Annotated in this window: 23 protein-coding genes and 2 pseudogenes; 12 read left to right on the top strand and 13 right to left on the bottom strand. The window is 34.8% G+C overall.

What is annotated here, in order from left to right:
• Window positions 1-128 precede the first annotated feature (128 nt).
• Together DN408_RS22970 and DN408_RS22975 are read right to left on the bottom strand one after the other, a co-directional pair.
• Window positions 129-1559 carry an IS4 family transposase gene (locus DN408_RS22970; protein ID WP_147740406.1) on the bottom strand — a complete coding sequence of 477 codons (1431 nt, stop codon included), beginning with the start codon at window positions 1557-1559 and terminating at the stop codon, window positions 129-131.
• 128 nt (window positions 1560-1687) lie between these two features.
• Window positions 1688-2860: an MDR family MFS transporter gene (locus DN408_RS22975; protein ID WP_000384374.1), complete on the bottom strand. Its 1173-nt coding sequence runs from the start codon at window positions 2858-2860 to the stop codon at window positions 1688-1690.
• A gap of 84 nt (window positions 2861-2944) precedes the next feature.
• On the opposite strand from DN408_RS22975, the gene DN408_RS22980 reads away from it, so the two are divergent.
• From DN408_RS22980 to DN408_RS22990, 3 genes are all read left to right on the top strand, one after another.
• Window positions 2945-3757: a MerR family transcriptional regulator gene (locus DN408_RS22980; RefSeq protein ID WP_000440177.1), complete on the top strand. Its 813-nt coding sequence runs from the start codon at window positions 2945-2947 to the stop codon at window positions 3755-3757.
• Window positions 3758-4166: 409 nt separating this feature from the next.
• The gene (locus DN408_RS22985; RefSeq protein ID WP_234816605.1) at window positions 4167-4694 is read left to right on the top strand and encodes a DMT family transporter; all 528 of its coding nucleotides are present in this window, start codon (window positions 4167-4169) and stop codon (window positions 4692-4694) included.
• Between the two features lies 1 nt (window position 4695).
• Window positions 4696-5010, top strand: a complete 315-nt coding sequence (locus DN408_RS22990; RefSeq protein ID WP_002129581.1) for a DMT family transporter — start codon at window positions 4696-4698, stop codon at window positions 5008-5010.
• A gap of 27 nt (window positions 5011-5037) precedes the next feature.
• Here DN408_RS22990 and DN408_RS22995 read toward each other — a convergent pair whose 3' ends face one another.
• From DN408_RS22995 to ytzI, 6 genes and pseudogenes are all read right to left on the bottom strand, one after another.
• Entirely contained in the window at window positions 5038-5268 is a 231-nt protein-coding gene (locus DN408_RS22995; RefSeq protein WP_098636428.1) for a YczI family protein, read from the bottom strand.
• Between the two features lie 11 nt (window positions 5269-5279).
• A pseudogene (locus DN408_RS32550) lies at window positions 5280-5502 on the bottom strand (hypothetical protein).
• A 29-nt stretch (window positions 5503-5531) separates the two neighbouring features.
• Window positions 5532-5765, bottom strand: coding sequence for a hypothetical protein (locus tag DN408_RS23000; protein WP_002129577.1), 234 nt, complete (start codon window positions 5763-5765; stop codon window positions 5532-5534).
• 340 nt (window positions 5766-6105) lie between these two features.
• Window positions 6106-6336: a DUF3953 domain-containing protein gene (locus DN408_RS23010; RefSeq protein ID WP_002089156.1), complete on the bottom strand. Its 231-nt coding sequence runs from the start codon at window positions 6334-6336 to the stop codon at window positions 6106-6108.
• A 13-nt stretch (window positions 6337-6349) separates the two neighbouring features.
• The gene (locus DN408_RS23015; protein WP_048517047.1) at window positions 6350-6580 is read right to left on the bottom strand and encodes a DUF3953 domain-containing protein; all 231 of its coding nucleotides are present in this window, start codon (window positions 6578-6580) and stop codon (window positions 6350-6352) included.
• Window positions 6573-6722 (bottom strand): YtzI protein, encoded by a 150-nt coding sequence (ytzI, locus tag DN408_RS23020; RefSeq protein ID WP_002129575.1) that lies wholly within the window; start codon window positions 6720-6722, stop codon window positions 6573-6575. Before ytzI ends, DN408_RS23015 begins: the two co-directional genes overlap by 8 nt.
• Window positions 6723-6805: 83 nt before the next feature.
• Here ytzI and DN408_RS23025 point away from each other — a divergent pair, with 83 nt between their 5' ends.
• The 3 genes from DN408_RS23025 to DN408_RS23035 all read left to right on the top strand — a co-directional run bounded on the left by DN408_RS23025 (window position 6806) and on the right by DN408_RS23035 (window position 8332).
• Window positions 6806-7123 carry a hypothetical protein gene (locus DN408_RS23025; RefSeq protein WP_002089150.1) on the top strand — a complete coding sequence of 106 codons (318 nt, stop codon included), beginning with the start codon at window positions 6806-6808 and terminating at the stop codon, window positions 7121-7123.
• An 84-nt stretch (window positions 7124-7207) separates the two neighbouring features.
• The gene (gene mutTA, locus DN408_RS23030) at window positions 7208-7687 is read left to right on the top strand and encodes an antimutator 8-oxo-(dGTP/GTP)ase (protein WP_002015736.1); all 480 of its coding nucleotides are present in this window, start codon (window positions 7208-7210) and stop codon (window positions 7685-7687) included.
• A gap of 108 nt (window positions 7688-7795) precedes the next feature.
• Window positions 7796-8332: a DUF3267 domain-containing protein gene (locus DN408_RS23035; RefSeq protein WP_050000943.1), complete on the top strand. Its 537-nt coding sequence runs from the start codon at window positions 7796-7798 to the stop codon at window positions 8330-8332.
• A 108-nt stretch (window positions 8333-8440) separates the two neighbouring features.
• On the opposite strand, the gene DN408_RS23040 is transcribed toward DN408_RS23035, so the two are convergent.
• The gene (locus tag DN408_RS23040) at window positions 8441-9115 is read right to left on the bottom strand and encodes an HAD family hydrolase (protein WP_002143495.1); all 675 of its coding nucleotides are present in this window, start codon (window positions 9113-9115) and stop codon (window positions 8441-8443) included.
• A gap of 93 nt (window positions 9116-9208) precedes the next feature.
• On the opposite strand from DN408_RS23040, the gene DN408_RS23045 reads away from it, so the two are divergent.
• Together DN408_RS23045 and DN408_RS23050 are read left to right on the top strand one after the other, a co-directional pair.
• Window positions 9209-10327, top strand: a complete 1119-nt coding sequence (locus DN408_RS23045) for a hypothetical protein (RefSeq protein ID WP_002129569.1) — start codon at window positions 9209-9211, stop codon at window positions 10325-10327.
• A gap of 226 nt (window positions 10328-10553) precedes the next feature.
• On the top strand, window positions 10554-10781 hold the full coding sequence (locus DN408_RS23050) for a hypothetical protein (protein ID WP_002129567.1): 228 nt from the start codon (window positions 10554-10556) through the stop codon (window positions 10779-10781).
• Window positions 10782-10815: 34 nt separating this feature from the next.
• On the opposite strand, the gene DN408_RS23055 is transcribed toward DN408_RS23050, so the two are convergent.
• The 3 genes from DN408_RS23055 to DN408_RS23065 are packed head-to-tail and all read right to left on the bottom strand — an operon-like array spanning window position 10816 to window position 13398.
• Window positions 10816-11622: an ABC transporter permease gene (locus DN408_RS23055; RefSeq protein ID WP_002129566.1), complete on the bottom strand. Its 807-nt coding sequence runs from the start codon at window positions 11620-11622 to the stop codon at window positions 10816-10818.
• The gene (locus DN408_RS23060; protein ID WP_002015726.1) at window positions 11615-12379 is read right to left on the bottom strand and encodes an ABC transporter ATP-binding protein; all 765 of its coding nucleotides are present in this window, start codon (window positions 12377-12379) and stop codon (window positions 11615-11617) included. Before DN408_RS23060 ends, DN408_RS23055 begins: the two co-directional genes overlap by 8 nt.
• A gap of 11 nt (window positions 12380-12390) precedes the next feature.
• Window positions 12391-13398: an ABC transporter substrate-binding protein gene (locus DN408_RS23065; protein WP_002089139.1), complete on the bottom strand. Its 1008-nt coding sequence runs from the start codon at window positions 13396-13398 to the stop codon at window positions 12391-12393.
• Window positions 13399-13518: 120 nt separating this feature from the next.
• On the opposite strand from DN408_RS23065, the gene DN408_RS23070 reads away from it, so the two are divergent.
• From DN408_RS23070 to DN408_RS23080, 3 genes and pseudogenes are all read left to right on the top strand, one after another.
• Window positions 13519-13815: a DUF3986 family protein gene (locus DN408_RS23070; protein WP_002089138.1), complete on the top strand. Its 297-nt coding sequence runs from the start codon at window positions 13519-13521 to the stop codon at window positions 13813-13815.
• Complete coding sequence (locus DN408_RS23075; protein WP_147740407.1) at window positions 13770-14057, top strand: hypothetical protein; 288 nt, start codon at window positions 13770-13772, stop codon at window positions 14055-14057. Before DN408_RS23070 ends, DN408_RS23075 begins: the two co-directional genes overlap by 46 nt.
• A 193-nt stretch (window positions 14058-14250) precedes the next feature.
• A pseudogene (locus DN408_RS23080) lies at window positions 14251-14862 on the top strand (YwbE family protein); the annotation flags it as partial.
• A 21-nt stretch (window positions 14863-14883) separates the two neighbouring features.
• Here the strand turns inward: DN408_RS23080 and DN408_RS23085 are convergent.
• On the bottom strand, window positions 14884-16137 hold the full coding sequence (locus DN408_RS23085; RefSeq protein WP_050000948.1) for a glycosyltransferase family 39 protein: 1254 nt from the start codon (window positions 16135-16137) through the stop codon (window positions 14884-14886).
• A gap of 291 nt (window positions 16138-16428) precedes the next feature.
• Between DN408_RS23085 and DN408_RS23090 the strand changes: the two genes are divergently transcribed.
• Window positions 16429-18495 (top strand): LTA synthase family protein, encoded by a 2067-nt coding sequence (locus tag DN408_RS23090; RefSeq protein ID WP_002184787.1) that lies wholly within the window; start codon window positions 16429-16431, stop codon window positions 18493-18495.
• Window positions 18496-18544: the final 49 nt, after the last annotated feature.

Below are 18544 nucleotides of genomic sequence, written 5' to 3' on the forward strand. Positions count from 1 at the left end.
CATCGCTATCAAGCTAAGCTTATGCAAAGTCAATTTTAGGCGAGATTGTTTCTTTTTCTAAAGGGCAAGTGTAGGTGATTGAAAGATTTGCATACGAAATAAACCCTAACGGGTTTCACTTTTTTGAATTAAGCGGCTTGATTATCAGACATGGTACAATTGTAAACGACACCTAATATATCAAAGACCGTTTTTTTCTCATATCGATGAGATTTCCGCCCGTTTTGCTGTAGGAGATTGAACAGGCGGAGTAACACCTTTGATAGCTCTTGGGTGTTTTTTTGTATAGTTTGGAATAGAAGAAGAAAATAGTCTTTAATCATATATATGGCTTTATACTCACTAAGCTCTCGTTTTTTCTTCATGAGGAGCAATTGGCGCATTTGAAACATGATAGAAGAACAGAGTAGAATGGCAATCAATTGGCCATATAAATGGCACTCCAATCGTTCTGATTTTATCTTTTTACAATGATGGATTTGAAAGAATGACTTCCACGTTTTAAATAAAATTTCGATTTGCCAACGCAAAGAATACCAGTCATGTACCTGTCCCATCGGGACAATATCTGTAGAAGTGTTTGTCATATATACATTGATACCACTGAGTCGTTTACTACGAGGAGAATACTTCATTCCTTTCTTTTTTTCTCTTACAGCTTGATCTTGTAATCGTTTTTGTTGCTGTTGTTTTGTTAATCGATGGACAATTACACGAGCTGACACTTTATCAATCATTCCTACATAAGCATTAGCTATTTCCCATGTTTGTCCTGGCTGAAGGGAGTTCATTACCGTCTCCATATCTAACTGTATATACTCTGTACCTTTCTTAATTCTTCCATCTTGAAAATAATCAGGGTTAGGATTTTTTTGATAAATACGTGTATTCGACTTGATACGAGAAATATAGTAGGCCTCTTGATCTTGTATATATTGAAGGTCTTTTAAATGAAAATAACCTAAATCTCGGATACATAAATCATTCGCTGCCACAGTTGGGGCACACAGAGAGCCGTAAGTGCGATCATGTTGTTTACCTGGACCTGTATGAATATGTAGGAACTGTCCGCTTAACAAATCATACTCAAGCTGAATTTTTATCCCAGCTGTATGGCTGCATCCTCCTGCACCTGGATAAACCGATGAAAATATATCCGGGAGTTGAAATGCAGTTGAATCTAAGATACGAATACGCTTGAAAATAGAAGTATATGGAGAAGAAATTAGCTTAGCTGAAGATAACTTTTGGTTTAGAAGTTTGGCTAAAACTTGTTGTAGAAACTGGACGGCTGCGGCGTTAAATCTTTGATTTAGTCCTTCAGGACTGATGAGTACTTCTGTTGATACTTCTAAACAACTACATAACTGGGTTAAGGAAGTTTTTGCTACACTTTGGCTTAGCCATACGCATAAAGCTACTAACTCTTGTGCTTGATACTTACTTGTTCGCTGTACAAATCCAACATCTCTAGCTAGATTCTGTAAGGTATTTGGGGATAAAAGACTCTTTATCTCCTGTGCAAATAATTGTAAGTCGTCAGATACAGAATTAGACATACAAAAAACGCCATCCTTTCCTATAATTCTACAGTAAGAATAACGTCTTTTTTGCTTAATGAATAGTGTGAAACCTTAGCTTTATGGTAATGTGACCGTACCTCATGTAGTCACAGTTTTTATTTGTATTAAGACATTCGAAATGATTTGCCACGTAAAGCTGCTATGTAGCAAATAATAACTACTAAGCATAGGCTAACCATCACCAAATACAATTGTGGTGCAAAATGGATAATCAACCAGCCACCAAGCACTGGGCCTAAGAAGCCACCTAAGTTTTGAAATTGCATAAAACCAAGATATGTTGCTTTTTGATGCGCGGGTGCAATCATTTCGACTATAGCACTCGTCATTGGGAAAACAAAAATTTCACCAAGTGAGAACACAACCATACCGACAATAAAAAGTGTCCAATTATCAGCGAAGTGGAAGATTAACATACCAAGTGCTAATAGTCCGCCCCCGAAAATAAGACTTGTTTTGATTGCTACTTTTTCGCTTAAAATGCCGAGTGGCAATTGAAGAATTACGATTGTTGCAGCATTAATCACAATTAGAACTGAATATAATGCTACTCCGTCTGCCATAGTTAAATTAAGCAATTGTGGCATTGTTGCCTCTGTTTGCATATATACGAAATTGCAAATAACACTCGCAATAATGAGCAACATAAGTGTGCTATCTTGTAAAAGAACACGCATCAAGTCGCCAATATCTTGCGTAACATTGACCGTATTCTGCTCCTCTATACGTCGTAAAGTGATGACTAAGAAAATCGCATACAATAAGTACATCGTTGCAGTAATAAGGAATGGAAAACTTATTGATGATGCTTTTGAAATGACAATACCGAGCAAAAGGCCGATCACAGCTGATAAATTGATGGCAGTATATCGAATTGAAAATAGGCGACGACGCCTATCTTCGTCAGTATAGTCAATCATCAAAGCTTGTGAAGCTGGTTCAAAAAATGCACGACAGATACCGTTGAGAGCATTGCATAGAACGAATATCCAAACAGAGTTTGCGAATGCAAAGCCATAAAAGACTATACTCCAACAGAACATCGATATGATGATAATTTTTTTTCGGCCAAACCGGTCAGTAAAGAAACCACCGAAGAAGCCACCAAATGTCGCAGTCAATTGTGAAATACCGACTGCTAAACCAATCATAATTGGTGAGGCATGTAAATCATTTTGTAAATAAAGTGCTAAAAATGGTATCGTCATAAAGCTAGCTGTGCGGGCGAAGGTCGTACCACCGAGCAGCTGCCAGACGAGGGGGTGAAAATAATCCATAATAAAAACCTCCTGTATTAACATGCGTTTGCTTATGCTAGTATGAAGTGTGGAGTTAGTCTATAGTCAAGAGGAGTTTTTAACTTGGAGAGAAAAAACCTTAAAACCTTAAGTACAGGAGAATTTGCTAGTTATTTTGGGGTGAAAAAAGACACCTTGTTTTATTATGATAGAATCAATCTTTTTAAACCTGCCGGTAAACTTCCCAATGGTTATCGATATTATACCTACGATCAAATTAATACATTCTCAACACTCCAATCTCTTCGGAAAGTGGGAGTTTCGATTGAGGAACTAAAAGAATATCTTAATTCTCCCAACACTTACAAACTTGTTGAAATGGCAAAACAGCAGACAGTTCTGGTGGAAGAAGAAATTGAGAAATTAATTCAAATTCGTCGTTTCTTTAAGGGTATTATTTCAATGGAAGAAGAAAGAAAAAACGTTGAAGTTGGGAAGGTTTATATCCAAAAGACACAGAAAAAATCTATTTTCTTAAGCGATGTAAATTCGAAAAATAGCATGACCGATTTCGATTGGGTAAAACATTTTAGCAAGCAAATAGGCTTGTTTGTTCCTGCTCCTATTGGATCTGTGATAACAAGAGAGAGCCTGATTCAAGAAAGATATGAGGAGGTAGATCACTTATTTTGTTATAGTGATTTAGAAACAGGTCAATCAAAACCAGGAGGAATTTATGTCATATATTATCACCAAGGATCTTATAAAGATATTGAATCCGCATACCACAATATCACGGAATTTATCAAATCAGAGGGCTATGTTATTGAAGGAAATGCCTATGAAGATTACTTCTACAATCCATTAAGAACTAATAATAAGGAGGAATATCTTACTAAAATTAGTATACAGGTAACAAAGTGTTTAAAGAGTTAAAGCTATAATGTTATCTTTGTTTAGTAAAAATTAAAAATAGGAAAAACAATTGCAGCGAGTACTTTTAAAAAAAGTGATAAAAAGAGAATCGAACTTTATGTTTAGTAGGGCATACCCCATCATCAAGTTGAAATTTTAAAATACCCCCAAAACGAGAAAATTGTACGTTTTAATCTGGAGACGTCAATTTTCTCATTTTCGGGTATTTGCTTTTCTTAGCTTGATGGTGATGGGGTACCGCCACATGTCCATCAACTTAAGAATTCCGAATTACCCCAAAATAAAAAAATGAGCTTTTTTGCTACAAGTTAGCACAAAATTTCGTTCTGGGGGTATTTACTTTTCTTAGCTTGATAGCGATGGGCTTGTACCAGCTCAAGAGTTACCAAGTGGATCTTATATTCTTCATATGAAAGAATGGATTTTGAATAAACAAATAGGCTTTTATAAAAATGAAACTATTAATACCATTGTCAGTGTTTGGACATCGGTACTTATGATTCATTTTATATGGGCGATGTCTTACATTCTTTTTCCGAAAAAGAAACGTAGCTCTTCAAAACAAGAAATGCGACAAGAGGTAAAAGAAGAAGTGAAAAAGAAAAAGGAGATTAGTACAAATAGGGCGTGGCTGTATTTAGTATTTGGAGGCTTAATCGAAATATATTGGGCAACAGGATTAAAAACAAATTCGATGAGTATTTTGACACTTATTGCAATTTTATCTAGCTTTCATCTATTAATTGAAGCAACTAAAAGAATCCCAATTGGAACGGCATATGCAGTATTTACTGGAATTGGGACAGTGGGAACGATAGTAGTAGATATTTTATATTTTAAAGAGCCATTTTCGTTTATTAAAATTTTCCTTGTTTGTTTATTAGCATTATTTATTATCGGATTGAAATTTAGTGGCGACAAGGAAGAGGTGAAATAAAATGGCATGGATGTATTTAATTATAGCTGGGCTCTTTGAAATTGTCGGTGTAATTGGGATAAAGAAAGTAGCAAAAAATAATAGTTGGACGAATAATATTATTTTAATAGGTGGTTTTATTATTAGTTTTCAATTTTTAACGATGGCGCTTCAAGAAATTCAGTTATCCATCGCATATGCAGTTTGGACTGGAATCGGAACGCTCGGGGCAGCAGTTGTCGGTATTTTATTCTTTCAAGAACCTAAAAACGCTTTTCGGATTATTTGTATCGTTGGGATTATGGGGACGATTATTGGATTGAAAGTAGTGAGTTAAAGAAGAGCAAAATCTGCTCTTCTTTTTTTATGAAAGTAGACTAGACACCCCAACATATAAAATAAAGGCAGAACCGAGAAAATAAACAAATGCTTTTGCTTTTTGCCGCTCTTTTATTTCATCAATTCCAAAAAGGATAAACATAATACTTAAAAGGATAAATACGAATGGTAAAAGCATAGAGAAGTTTGAAAAGAGGCTAAATAGGGCGAGAATAAGAGCGATAGTCGCTAGTATAATTCGAATGTTTTTTAACATGAAATCCTCCTTTAGAAGAACAGTATAAATGGAATGACAAAAATAATGGTAAACATACTTAAACCGATGCTAATAGCTCCAATTTGCTTTTACTGCTTTTGAATCATCTCAATTCCTACTAAAATGCCATACAAATGGTAGGTGAAAAGATTTGTATGGCATTGTAAATGTACTGTATAAACATAGAATCAAAGTAATAAAAACGATGATTAGTTGTATTTGTTTTATGTGCATTTTAGCCCCTTTTAAGTAGAAAGAGTTAGTTACCTGGAGATAATAATTATAATAGCGACGATTAAAGTAAATACGCCAGAAAAGAAGGAGAGTGTACTATGTACTTTCTTTCCTTTCTGTTTTTCTTCTGCGCTCATGATGAAAGTCATAATAGATAAGGCAATAAGCATATAGGGCATCGTAACAAGCGGGTTTGTAGATATTCCATATAGAGCGAGAGAGATGACAATAAGAGCGGATATGATGCGAAATGTTTTTAGCATACTACCACCTATCTTCTTGTAGTTTTAAATTAGCCTTCAATGTAATAACAGTTCGTAGTTGGTATTTAAAGTTTCATTCTACATGTAACGAAGGTAGTTCGATATTACAATGAAGAGCATAAGAATAGAAACGAAAAAATGCGAGATACCCATTGATTTTCTTCCGGATTTCAGTTCATTAATTCCTAGAAGAATAAAGAAACAACTGAGAGCAAATTGCATGTATGGGAGAAGTGTGAAATTATCGGTAGCAAGAGAATAAGTGCAAAGAGAGATTGTGAGAAGCATGAAAAAATAGCGTATTCCAGTTAGCATCGAATTCCTCCTTTAAAGAGACTATTTATCGAAATATTTCTGAGAAGCCAAGAAATAAAGCAACAGCTCCTGCTAACAGAGCAAGTATGCTACCACCTTTTTGCTGTTTTAAGATTTCCTCTATACTAATAATGAAAGCCATCCCCCCTAAAAAGATGAACATATAAGGCATGATTTCCCGATTACCAGTAAAAAAGCTATAGATTGCTATAGATAAAGCAATAAGTGATAAAGTAATCCGTAATCCTTTCAGCATAAAAGACCCTCCTCTATTTTATGTAGGTAATGATAAAAACAAGCCAAATGAAAGCACCAGCAACAATGCAAATAAATCCGGTTCCTGAATCCTTCTTTTTTATTTGCTCAATTGCGATGAGAAACATTAAAGCTCCTAATAGAAATTGTGAAAGTGGTAGAAAGTTATTTTGACCTGTCAGTAAACTAATAGCGGATATGATGATGACACTGAGTGCGATTAAAATGCGTAGTATATTATGAATGCTCTTTACTGTTTTTTGTATAAGGGTTATCTTCTGGTTTATCAATCGAATGTTTGTAAGAATAGCCTTTATTAATCGTCATAACGGAGAGTACTAATACGATCAGTACGATTATAATGCCGATAATTAATATTTTGAGCATGAAATCCCTCCTTTTCTTTATTTTACATAATTTTGTAATTGATGAAAACAATAGAAATTAAAAGGATGAAAGAAGGGTGTTACATGGAGAATAAAAAAACATATTATATATCAGTTGGAAATGGTCAAATTTCGCAAGTGAAGACGGCGGATACGTATAATTTTGAAATTTATGCAAATGACGAAGAGATTACGGAGTTAAGAGAGTATTTTGATCAAGCGTATGAAGAGGACTTAGGTTCGTATGTACGCTCTCACGTTCCATTCGTTGAGTATCATCACGATTCGAATAATGATCGATATGATGAACAACTACAAAAAGCATATAAAATGATTTATGATCTAGGGAATCATGAAACGAAAGAATTAGTCGCACAAATGGGAATAATCAATGGATTGTAATTGGATAATATTATGCAGAAAAGCGAGAATATGCTACAATTTGTGGTAGGAAAAACTTGTAATCATCAATAGGGGAGTAATGGCATGTACAAATTTAAAGATTATTACCACAACACTGTACAATTATCGTTTGAACGTTACCCATTTTCTCCTGAGCCAAAGCATGTTTGGGTTGTATGCCGGTACGGGGATCAATGGTTATTAACGCATCATTTACGCCGTGGTCTTGAATTTCCAGGTGGTAAAGTAGAACTCGGGGAAACACCGGAAGAAGCGGCAGTTCGAGAAGTTCATGAGGAAACCGGCGGCATAGTTTCTGATTTAACTTACTTAGGGCAATACAAAGTATCCGGAAAAGACAAAATAATCATTAAAAACATTTATTTTGCAACAATTAGTGCGGTAGAGCAACATACGCATTACGAAGAAACGAAAGGGTCTGTGTTATTAAAAGACATTCCTGATAATATTAAAACTGATAGAAAATTTAGCTTTATTATGCGCGATGATGTATTAGCGCGTACGATGAAACATATAGAAGAAATCGGCTGTTTTACGAAGTAAAATGGCCGGTTTCTTTTTTTATGTTCAAAATGTAAATATATCTTTATATTATTTTGGGTATATTATACAATTTTGTAAAGATATATTTACATTTTAGGAGGTGAAAAGGTGGATAACAGAAAAGAAACAACTGTCTCTGTTTCAATGGTTAAATTAAATATTTATTCATTTTTTATAATATTTGCTCTGGCGATTGGAATTGGTTATTTACATGCGCTTTTTTCAGGTGAGTTTCAAATTGAAATTACATTGCCGATTATGTTTCTTTTGATTATTGGAATGATTATTCTCGTTTGTATTCATGAGGCAATACATTTAATTGGATTTCGTTATATCGGAGGTGTTCCGTGGAGTGAACTAAAATGGGGCGTCAATTGGAAATTAGGTGCTGCATATGCTCATTCTAAACAGGTGATTACAGTAAAGAAAATGAAGACAGTGTTAATGCTTCCGTTTTTACCAACTGGAATTTTACCAATTGTATTGGGATTAGCTATGAATCTGGAGCCACTCTCATTTTTAGGGATTCTACTAACAGCAGGTTGTATCGGTGACATTGCTTTATATAAAAAAGTTTCAAAGTTTCCAGATGATGCGCTAGTTAAAGATCATCCGAGCAAACCGCAGTTTACAGTATATGAATAATAAAGGAAGAGGAGGCATTTTTGAAAAATGGCCTCTTTTTTGTTTGTCAGCTTTTGTCGGTAAGCCGATGTTTCTTGTTGAATCGCTGATAAAGTGAAATTTCATTTACTATCGTCTTGTTTTTCTCTCCACCTCTAAAAACGAAAGCACCTCTAACAAATCATCCACCACACGTGAATGTTCAAAGTCACCCCAAAATGAATCTCTCTTCCAAACGCCAAGAATCCCTACTTGTTCAGAACCAAGCACATCATTTTCTGGATGGTCCCCAACGTAAAGGCATTCTTCTGCTTTTACGTTTAGCTTTTGTAAAGCCCGTTCGAAAATTTCAGGGTGAGGCTTTTTAATTCCTTCTGCTTCTGAAACAAGAATCGTGCTTGTATACGTATGTATGTTTAGTGCTCGAAGGTTGCTCATCTGAAATTTAGTAAAGCCGTTTGTAATAATACCAATTTTAATGTTTCGCTGTTTTAATTGTTGAAGTAGTTCATGCATGTTTTGGAAAGGAATACAATGATGTTGGAAGTTTGTAATGTAGTCGTGCAGCAGTTGCTCTTGCGTTAAAGTGGTAATGTTGTATTCGCAAAGGAGAGTGGAATATACCTTATCTTTCCACGTGTAACCATTATTGTCGAGTTCGAGAAAACGAGAGCAATACTCGAATTTTTCTATGTTTATCAAATGAAAGGCGAAGCGATTATATTGATCACGAATAAATTGCTCTAAAGATTGACGACGATCTAATAGTGTTCCATCTAAGTCAAATAAGACTGCTCGAATCATGGGAAACCTCCATACAGTTTTTATAATTAATTATCGCATATTCGTTAAAAAATGATTATGATATTTTTGTAGAATGGAATAATGGAGGGACGTATGAAGAAACTGTATGGCAAGTTAATGTGTTTTATGATTTCAATGGGCTTAGTAGCTGGATGTGATATGTCGGAGCAAACTTCGAAAAGAGAGAAAAAAGATGTGTGCGAAACGACAGAAGAATGCACACAAATAGGTGATAAAACACTTCAAAAAGTATATAAAAAGATAGATGGACTTTCAGAACTTGAAGTACTAGAGGATTATGATTTAGAAGGACATTCAAGTAACGATATGAAAGAAGCAGAAATGAAAAAAAAGGATGATGAAAATTATTTCTTTTTAGCTTCTTATTATATTGATGGTGATGAAATTGTAGATCCTTATTTCGATAAACTAGATCGCAAACGATTGAATAAGGCTTTTGCGGAGGATAAGGACGCGAAAGAAGAAGTATTAAAGCAACGTCAAGATAGGGATTATCATGAATCGTTATGGGAGATGTATAGCACGCTTATTCCTGCTAAGTATCGCACTGACATAAAAGAGTTTGATATGGTAACAGATGGATACGATGGAATTGTCGCTCATGTTATGCCGAGTATGGAGTATCCGAAAGAGTGGACCATTAGCTTAGATACGCTTGATTCTGCAGTAAATATCGATCAAGTGATGAAAACATTAATACATGAGACGGCTCACGTATTGACACTGGGACATAAACAAATACCAGTAAATGAAAAGTACTTAAAGGCTTTTGAAGAAGATAAAGATATTTCATCATACCAAAATAAATGTAAATCTCTTTTCTTACAAGAAGGATGTGCGAAGGAGAGCTCTTATATAAATCAATTTTATAATTCTTTCTGGAAACCAATTGACCAGGAGTGGACAGAAAAGAAAGTGGAAGAAAGCGAAGAAGCTCAAATTGAATTTTTTAAGGAAAAGCATGGTGAGTTTGTTTCACTGTATGGGACGACAAATGTAGCAGAGGATATTGCGGATACATTTACAGCGTTTATTTTACAAGATTCAAAAAAGGTGAAAGAAGGAACAGAATTAAAATATAAAAAAATTGCCTTCTTCTATCAATTCTCCGAGCTTGTAAAAATGAGAGCGGAAGTGTTAGCTGGGTTATATAATGTGTCGAAAACGATGGAACAACCAAGTGGACACTAATGCGAATTATGTGTTCGATATATTTTAGCCAAGGGAAAACGTGAAGAATTGTAGTTCTTTGCGTTTCTTCATGTTGATAAAATTGAAAATTCTGTCTTTTTTAAAAAAAGAAGAAGGAACTGAATCATTAAAATAGAATTAGTATAAAAACGTCACAAATTAGACACAATTATAATGCGCATAGTATAGGGGCTATAAGTTTACTCTCGAGGAGGTAATGAAACGTATGAAAACGATTCTTGCTGTTGCTGGTCTCATTTGGGTAATGTCTCACGGTTTTCCGATTTTTGAAGGGGAGCAAATTCGTAGTGCATTAAATAAAGAGTTTAATGATTATCATATTATTGATCGAAAAGATAATGTCGTTACGGTGCGTGTGAAAGATTGTTTCCATACAGTTACGGTTGCTAATGGGAATATTGCAGATGATTCGAAAATGTGTGATAAAAGGTAGAAGAAAGAAGCTGACTCTAGCATATCGCTCTAAGTCAGCTTTTTTTTCGTTTTCCAATAAGGAGTTTTTCAAATGCCTCGACAAATACATACATAAGAGTTGCGAGGACGCAAGTGAGCAATACACTGAGCAAGACGAGTGTGAAGTTAAAGACTTGGAATCCGTAGCTAATTAAATAGCCAAGTCCTTGTTTAGAAACGAGGAGTTCCCCGAAAATAACACCGACCCATGATAAGCCAACATTCACTTTTAACGTTGAAATAATTGCAGGGAAAGATGAAGGGAGAATAACGTGCTTATAGCATTGCCATTTATTTGCGCCAAATGTGTCCATGACCTTAATATAGTTGGAATCGACTTCTTGAAATGCGCTGTAAATAACGAGAATGGTAATGATGATAGAGATGATTACCCCCATTGCGATAGAGGATGAAATATTTGGACCGAAAATAACAATGATGATTGGACCGAGTGCAACTTTTGGCATTGCATTTAGGACGACGAGATAAGGATCAAGTACGCGGGCCAAAAGTGGCATCCACCAAAGGAGAGTAGCAATAATAGCTCCAAGTACAGTTCCGAGAATAAAACCTACTCCTGTTTCAAGTAATGTCGTCCATATGTGGACCAAAAGTGAACCGTCAATCCATTTCGTTAAAAAGAGATCCCAAATACTTGAAGGAGAACTAAAGAGTAAAGGATCAATCCATTCTTTTTTACTAGCTATTTCCCATAGTGCAAAGAAAAGAACAAGAAGTACAAGTTGTAAAGAGCGAGCTAACCATGCATGTTGTCTTTCTTTTTTTCGAAACTGTTCATGTAGTTGTTTTATATTATCCAAGTCGTTCCAGCTCCTTCCATATTTCTTGGAAGAGGGATGGGAAGTCATGGTGGTGGCGTGCTTCTAACGGCGATAAGGAACGGATACTTTCTGGGACGATGAATGTTTTTGCGATTTTTCCAGGGTTCGCCTGCAGTAAATAAATACGATCACTCATCGCAATTGCTTCTTCAATATCATGTGTCACAAGTAGGGATGTTTTCTTATAGTTACGTAGTAATGTGAAGACGAGATCTTCTAGTTTTAATTTTGTTTGATAATCAAGAGCGGAAAATGGTTCATCTAACAATAAAATTTTTGGGTCGGTCGCTAATGTTCGAACGAGTGCAGCACGTTGGCGCATACCACCGGATAGTTCACGAGGGTATTGCTGTTCTATATCATATAGGCCGACTTGTTTTAAAAGCTTTAATGTATGTTCTTTCGTATTTTCATCATAAACCTTCCGAATATGAAGTCCGAGCATAATATTTTCTTCAATTGTTTTCCACGGAAACAAGTAATCTTGCTGGAGCATATAGCCCATAGAGGGGGTCTTACTTGTAATCGGTTCACCATCTAAAAATACGATACCTTCAATTGGATCGAGTAGACCTGCGATGATGGAGAGGAGCGTTGTTTTTCCGCAACCACTTGGACCAAGGATTGAAATAAATTCGCCTTCGTCTACTTGCAAACTCATATCTTCAAGAATAAGTTTGGCATTTTCTTTTGCAAAAAAGCAGTGAGAAACGTTACGTATTTGTAAAAAGCTCATACACTTCGCCTCTATTTCTTAATAACGCTTTCGGCAATTTTTGTATTGACGAGCGCTTCATGTGGAACTTCTTTTTGTAATTCACCAGATTCTTTCATAATCGTTTGGAGTTGTTTCCATTCTGCATCATCTAATAATGGATTTGTCGCATAAGAATGTTGTTTTTTGTAGCGCTCAATTACTTTTACTGAAATGTCTTTTGAAGTGTCTTTAAATAGTGGTGAAACGGCATCGGCAATCTCTTCTGGACTATGTGTATCAACCCATTGCTGTGCTTTATATAGTGCGCGCGTGAATTTTTCTGCAGCAGCTTTATCTTTCTTTAAGAAACTTTCTTTTGCCATAAACGTTGTATAAGGGACAGTACCAGATTCAGCTCCGAAAGACGCGACGATATAACCTTTTCCTTCTTTTTCAAGTATACTTGCAGTCGGTTCAAAGAGCTGTACAAATTCTCCCGTACCAGATGCAAAGGCATTTGCAATATTAGCAAACTCGATATTTTGAATTAAGTTCGTATCTTTGCGAGGGTCAATGCCATTTTTCTTTAAAACGTATTCACCAACCATTTGCGGCATGCCGCCTTTACGCTGTCCTAAAAACGTAACGCCTTTTACGTCGTTCCAATTAAAAGAGTCTAATTTTTTACGGGAAACTAAAAATGTGCCATCTGTTTGTGTAAGCTGTGCAAAATTAATGACAGGATCTTTTGCTCCTTGTTGATGAACATAAATAGACGTTTCTGAACCAACGAGAGCAATATCAATTCCGCCAGATAAAAGGGTGGTCATCGTTTTATCTCCGCCAGCTGTTGTTTGTAAGTCAATATTTAAGCCTTCATCTTTAAAAAATCCTTTTTCAATTCCAACATATAATGGTGCGTAGAAAAGAGAGTGTGTAACTTCGCCAACGCGAATTTTTTGAGCTTGTTCTTTCGTACTTTCCTTTGTACTACTACAAGCAGCGAATGTGAAAACAGCTAGTAACATGATGCAAAAAACGGTTATTAATTTTTTCACTATATGACACCTCCTAGAAGTCAATCTACAAGCATAATATGTAGGTAAGTGCCCATATGTGAGTATATATAGCAGGAATTTTTTGGGTAGTAAAGAAGTACAAATATAAGGGGTGATAAAATGGATTACGAATACGATGATAGCGTACATTTACATCTTGATTATTTCGGAACTGAATGTGATATGGAATCGATTGCTTATAAGAGGAAGCATGAAGACGTGTGGGATGTGTATTTTAATTTTGGAGTATACGGTCTTCAGAAAGAGGAGATAGAGACAGGTCGGTTTATGGACGAATATGCTGGTTATTACGTTTTTTCTGTACATGCTCGTGATTTGAGCTGGGAATTTGGAAGTGCTCAGTTTGAGGAATGGGTTTTGAAGAACCGTATAGTAGAAAGAACGCTTCAAAAATAGGGAGGAATTTTGTATTTGAATTTCTCATCTTATTGCTTATTTGCGTAATTGGAATTTACATCATGCGAGTGCTTACTTACCGATTCGCAAAGAAAAATATTCATAAATATAAGGAAATGAAATGGATTTATATGTGGCTAGACATGACTATGAAAAAGGGTCCGAGATTAGATTTGTTTGATTTTGTACTTATAGTAATCGTAAGTATCATATGGAAAATATGGATGCTTCCTCTTGTATAGTAAACATGCTAATCATCGTATCCTAATAAATAACGAGAAGAACCTGTCACACGACAGGTTCTTCTCTATTTGGAGCATGTAGTGTTACATGGAAAATCCAATATATACGACAAATTACGACAAAGGGATTCATACATATTTGTTATTCTATTAAAGGTCATTATTTGTAATGTATATATAGGAGGATTTTTTAATGTTAAAAAAATTATTATTATTTTTACTTACGGGCTTATGTGTAGTTGTTTTAACAGCTTGTAAAGATGAAGAGGAAAAGCTGAAGGTAGCGGAAGAACAGAAAATAGATGAGAAGAAAGTTGAAGAAGATAAGAAGGTAGAAGAGGAAAGCAAACAAGAAGAGCAGCAAAAGGAAGAGGAAGAAAAACGTAAGCAGGAAGAGCAGCAAAGAGTAGAGGAAGAGAAACGTAAGCAAGAAGAGCAACAAAAAATAGAAGAAGAAAAGCGTAAGCAAGAAGAGCAACAAAGAGTAGAGGAAGAAAAACGTAAGCAAGAAGAGCAGCAAAGAGTAGAGGAAGAGAAACGTAAGCAAGAAGAGCAGAAGGCTCAGCAACAGCAGTCGGCACAACAAGAGAGAACACAGAAACAAGAAAAAACAACAGAAGCAAGAGGTGGGAAACCGACAAGATCACAAATTTCGGTTGGTTCACATGTAGTTATTCAATTAGATAAAGATTATAGTAAAACAGTGAGCGGTGTTGTGAAAGATATTTTAACAAACACGGAAACACATACGTACGGAATTAAAGTCCGATTACAAGATGGACAAATAGGACGTGTTCAAAGTGTTATTGGACGACCTCTTTTTTTATTATGCTTGACTAGTGCGGAAAAATGGAAGCTTCTGCACAGCGTAAACTAACCCGTATGCAAGAATTAAGCACATAAGAGGGTTAATGAAAAATCCGTAGCGATTAATCGCTAAGAATAAGTTTGAGAAGATGATGTAAATAACAGAACTTGCTACTAGCATCATAACGCGTTTATGTTTAAATGAATTTAGCATGCAGCAGAAACTGCTCAAGAATGTGCCTATGATGAAGACTTTATGACACATTTGCATAAATTTATGAATATGGTATTGGTCTACAGCAGGAGCTGTTTTGAATAATTCAATTGTTTTACCAACAGTGAACCACGAGAACCAATATGTGAAGTCCGTTTTAAATCCATTTTTGATTAAATCTTTTGCGTATGCATTTTTATCTTCTAAACCCTGGGCCTTCATTTGGTTAACTACATTTTCATAGCCGATTTTGTTAAATGGATCCGCACCGGCAATTAATGGGTCCGCACCTTGCGTTGAGAATAAGATAAATTGATTGAACGCTAAATAGTTACGAACAACCCAGGCACCGATAATAAAGAACGGGCCAATGAGCCATAATAATCCAATTCGAATTGAGTCTTTAAATCCATATGTGAACAAGACGACAAGAACAGGAATGAGCATCATTGGAGCTGGATTTGGACGGAACATAAGTAAAATGGAAACGACAATTCCGAACCATATATGGAATTTCACTTTATTATATTTCCATGCGAGAACAAATACATATATACTTAACGTTAATAAGAATATTGAAGGAACTTCGGTTAATAACGTACGGAAGTATGTATAGTTACTTGGATAAATAGCATATAAAATACTTGCGACAATTCCATAAATATTCTTTTCAAATAACTCTTTTCCTATTAAGAATACTAATAACACTGTGCCGAGGTTCAGTATCATATTAATGACGGTTGCCACGTAATAGTAAGGAAGTGATGTAACATCAGAAATAATCATAGCGCCAGCTAATAATAGTGGCTGACCTGGTGTGATGTATGCATTTTTTCCAGGAACTTCACTAGGCTCCAAATAAACATATCCAAAGACACCGTGTTTTAATAGCTGTTCAGCTGTTAACGAATAGTTGAACGCATCATATGCACCATATGTTACTTTGACTACTTCTCCATTTAATCCTGGCTGTTTTACTAGACAAAAAACATGCAACAGGAAAGAAAGTGCCAAAATTACATATACCGCTTTAGGCAAATTTTTAAACTTATTTAACAAAAATGAGCATCTCCCTTTTTATTATTTCCTTCGTATTTTCATGATAAAACCATATTAGTATTAAGGTTTTCCAAAACATAGTTATTATATCATAAAGTGGAATGAAGGAATTTAGTTTTTTAAGAATGAATAGTTGGTATTCCAAAAATTAACTGTTGATTAAGGGAGAATTAAGAAACTACAGTTATAGTAGAATCCAGTGTGAAGACGAAATGCATGAAGTATGTTATCTTAATAGCAACTGTTTTTACGGTGCGGGGTGAAATTAATAAACAGAAAAGAGGGAGTGAATTGAGGGATAATTATTCATTTCATCAGCCAAGAAGAAGTATATTAATTTCAGCGGTTTTAAGTGGTTTAGTAACCTTATATGTTGTACCCACACTTTTCTTGATTTTAAAATATTTTAGTTTAGATGCGATGAAAGATATGTTAAATCAAAAAATTGTTTTAAGTATAATGACAATTTTGATGTGGGTTGCACTACTATATGTTGCGTATTTAAATAAAGGTATAGTTAATAAATTTAAACCGATTATTCGGATTTATATTAGAATGTTTTTAGTAGCTCATGCGGTTACTTTTCTTTTTATTTTTATGCAAAATAATATGAATCTCGTAAATACACTGAATTGGATTTACAATTATAACGCACAGTTTATATTTAGTTTAATTGTAATTTATGCAATATATGTTTTGGTGTACAACGTACTTGGAAAAGTTTTTTTGAGTACTATTTTGACAAGCATTTTGCTAATCATTTTGGCTATTGTAAATCACTTCAAAATTGTTTTTAGGGGAGACCCACTATATCCTTCTGATTTTACACAGATTGGACATATGCAATCTGTTATACCGATGGTGATGGAATATTTTAGTTGGAGTTATATTTTTGTCGTTATCGTAAGTATTGTAGCTTGTATTATAGCGGGGATATATATTAGAAAATATATTCAAAGTGTAAAGATTCATCCAGGAGTAAGAGCCTTATTAGTAGTAGGATCCGTTTTTATATTATATGTGTATGGTAATTTTACGAATACGTTTATGAATAAATGGTTTCAAAAGTCAGGTATAGAGTTCGTTTTGTGGAATCAAAATGAAAATTATGCTTCAAATGGTTTTGTGCTAGGATTTATAAGTAATTTAGATACGACAGTCATTGAAAAGCCGAAAGATTATTCAAAAGAAAATATGCTTCAAATAGCAAACGATATAAAGAAACAATATAGTAGCAATATAGGGGCGCAGAAGCAAAAAGAGAAACCGAATATTATTTTTGTAATGAGTGAATCGTTTTGGGATCCAACGAAGTTAACGAACCTGTCCTTTAGTGAAGATCCTTTACCTAATTTGCATCATTATATAGAAAGTTTTCCTGGTGGACAAACTATTTCTCCTGCATTTGGAGGAAATACTGCAAACGTTGAATTTGAGGCATTAACGAGTTATTCAATGAGTTTGTTAAAACCAGGCTCTATACCATATCAGCAAGTCGTTACAAATAAGAAAGAAATTCCATCAATTCCTCGAGCATTGAAAAAAGAAGGGTATTATACAAGTGCAATTCATTCGTTCGGTCGCTCATTCTTTAAACGGGATGATGTATATAAAGTGTTAGGATTTGATAAGTTTAATGCACAAGATACGATGGAAAATGTAGAAGTTGATGGAGATTATATTAGCGATCTATCTATGAGTAAAGAGATAATAGCTGAATTAGAGAAGCAAAAGAAACCTACGTTTGTTCATGCAGTTACGATGCAAAATCATTTTCCATTTACAGAAGGAAGATTTGGTGAAAATCAAATAGAGATTAGTGGATTAGAAAATGAAGAGTCGAAGGCTGAATTAGAGACTTATACAGAAGGGTTAAGACGTTCAGATGAAGCTCTTCAATATTTAATAGAGGAGCTAGATAATTTAGATAGACCTACATTATTAGTATTCTTTGGGGACCATCTCCCATCACTAGGAACAAATAAATCTCTTTATAAAGAGACTGGTTATATAACAAATGAAAAAACGCCAAGTGAACGATTAGCGATGGCGCAAACGCCGTTATTAATGTATGCAAATTTTGATATGCCAAATGACAATTTAGGTTTAGTAAGTCCAATCTATTTTTCAAATCTTGTCTTTGATTATGCTGGATTAAATAAGGTACCGTTCTATCAATTTTTATCGAAGTTATATGGAGAAATTCCCGTACTTCGTGATGAATTGAAGATAGGAAAAGACGGAGAAGCAATAAAAAGTTTAACAGAAAAACAAAAAGAAATGTTAAAGCAATATGAGTTTATTCAATATGACTTACTCATCGGAAAGCAATATAGTAAGGATATATTATTTAAATAGGCGACAAAAAAGAACTTGTATACGATACAAGTTCTTTTTTCATAGTATT

Source organism: Bacillus sp. AR13-1 (assembly GCF_008042285.1).
GTDB classification, from domain to species: Bacteria; Bacillota; Bacilli; order Bacillales; family Bacillaceae_G; genus Bacillus_A; species Bacillus_A mycoides.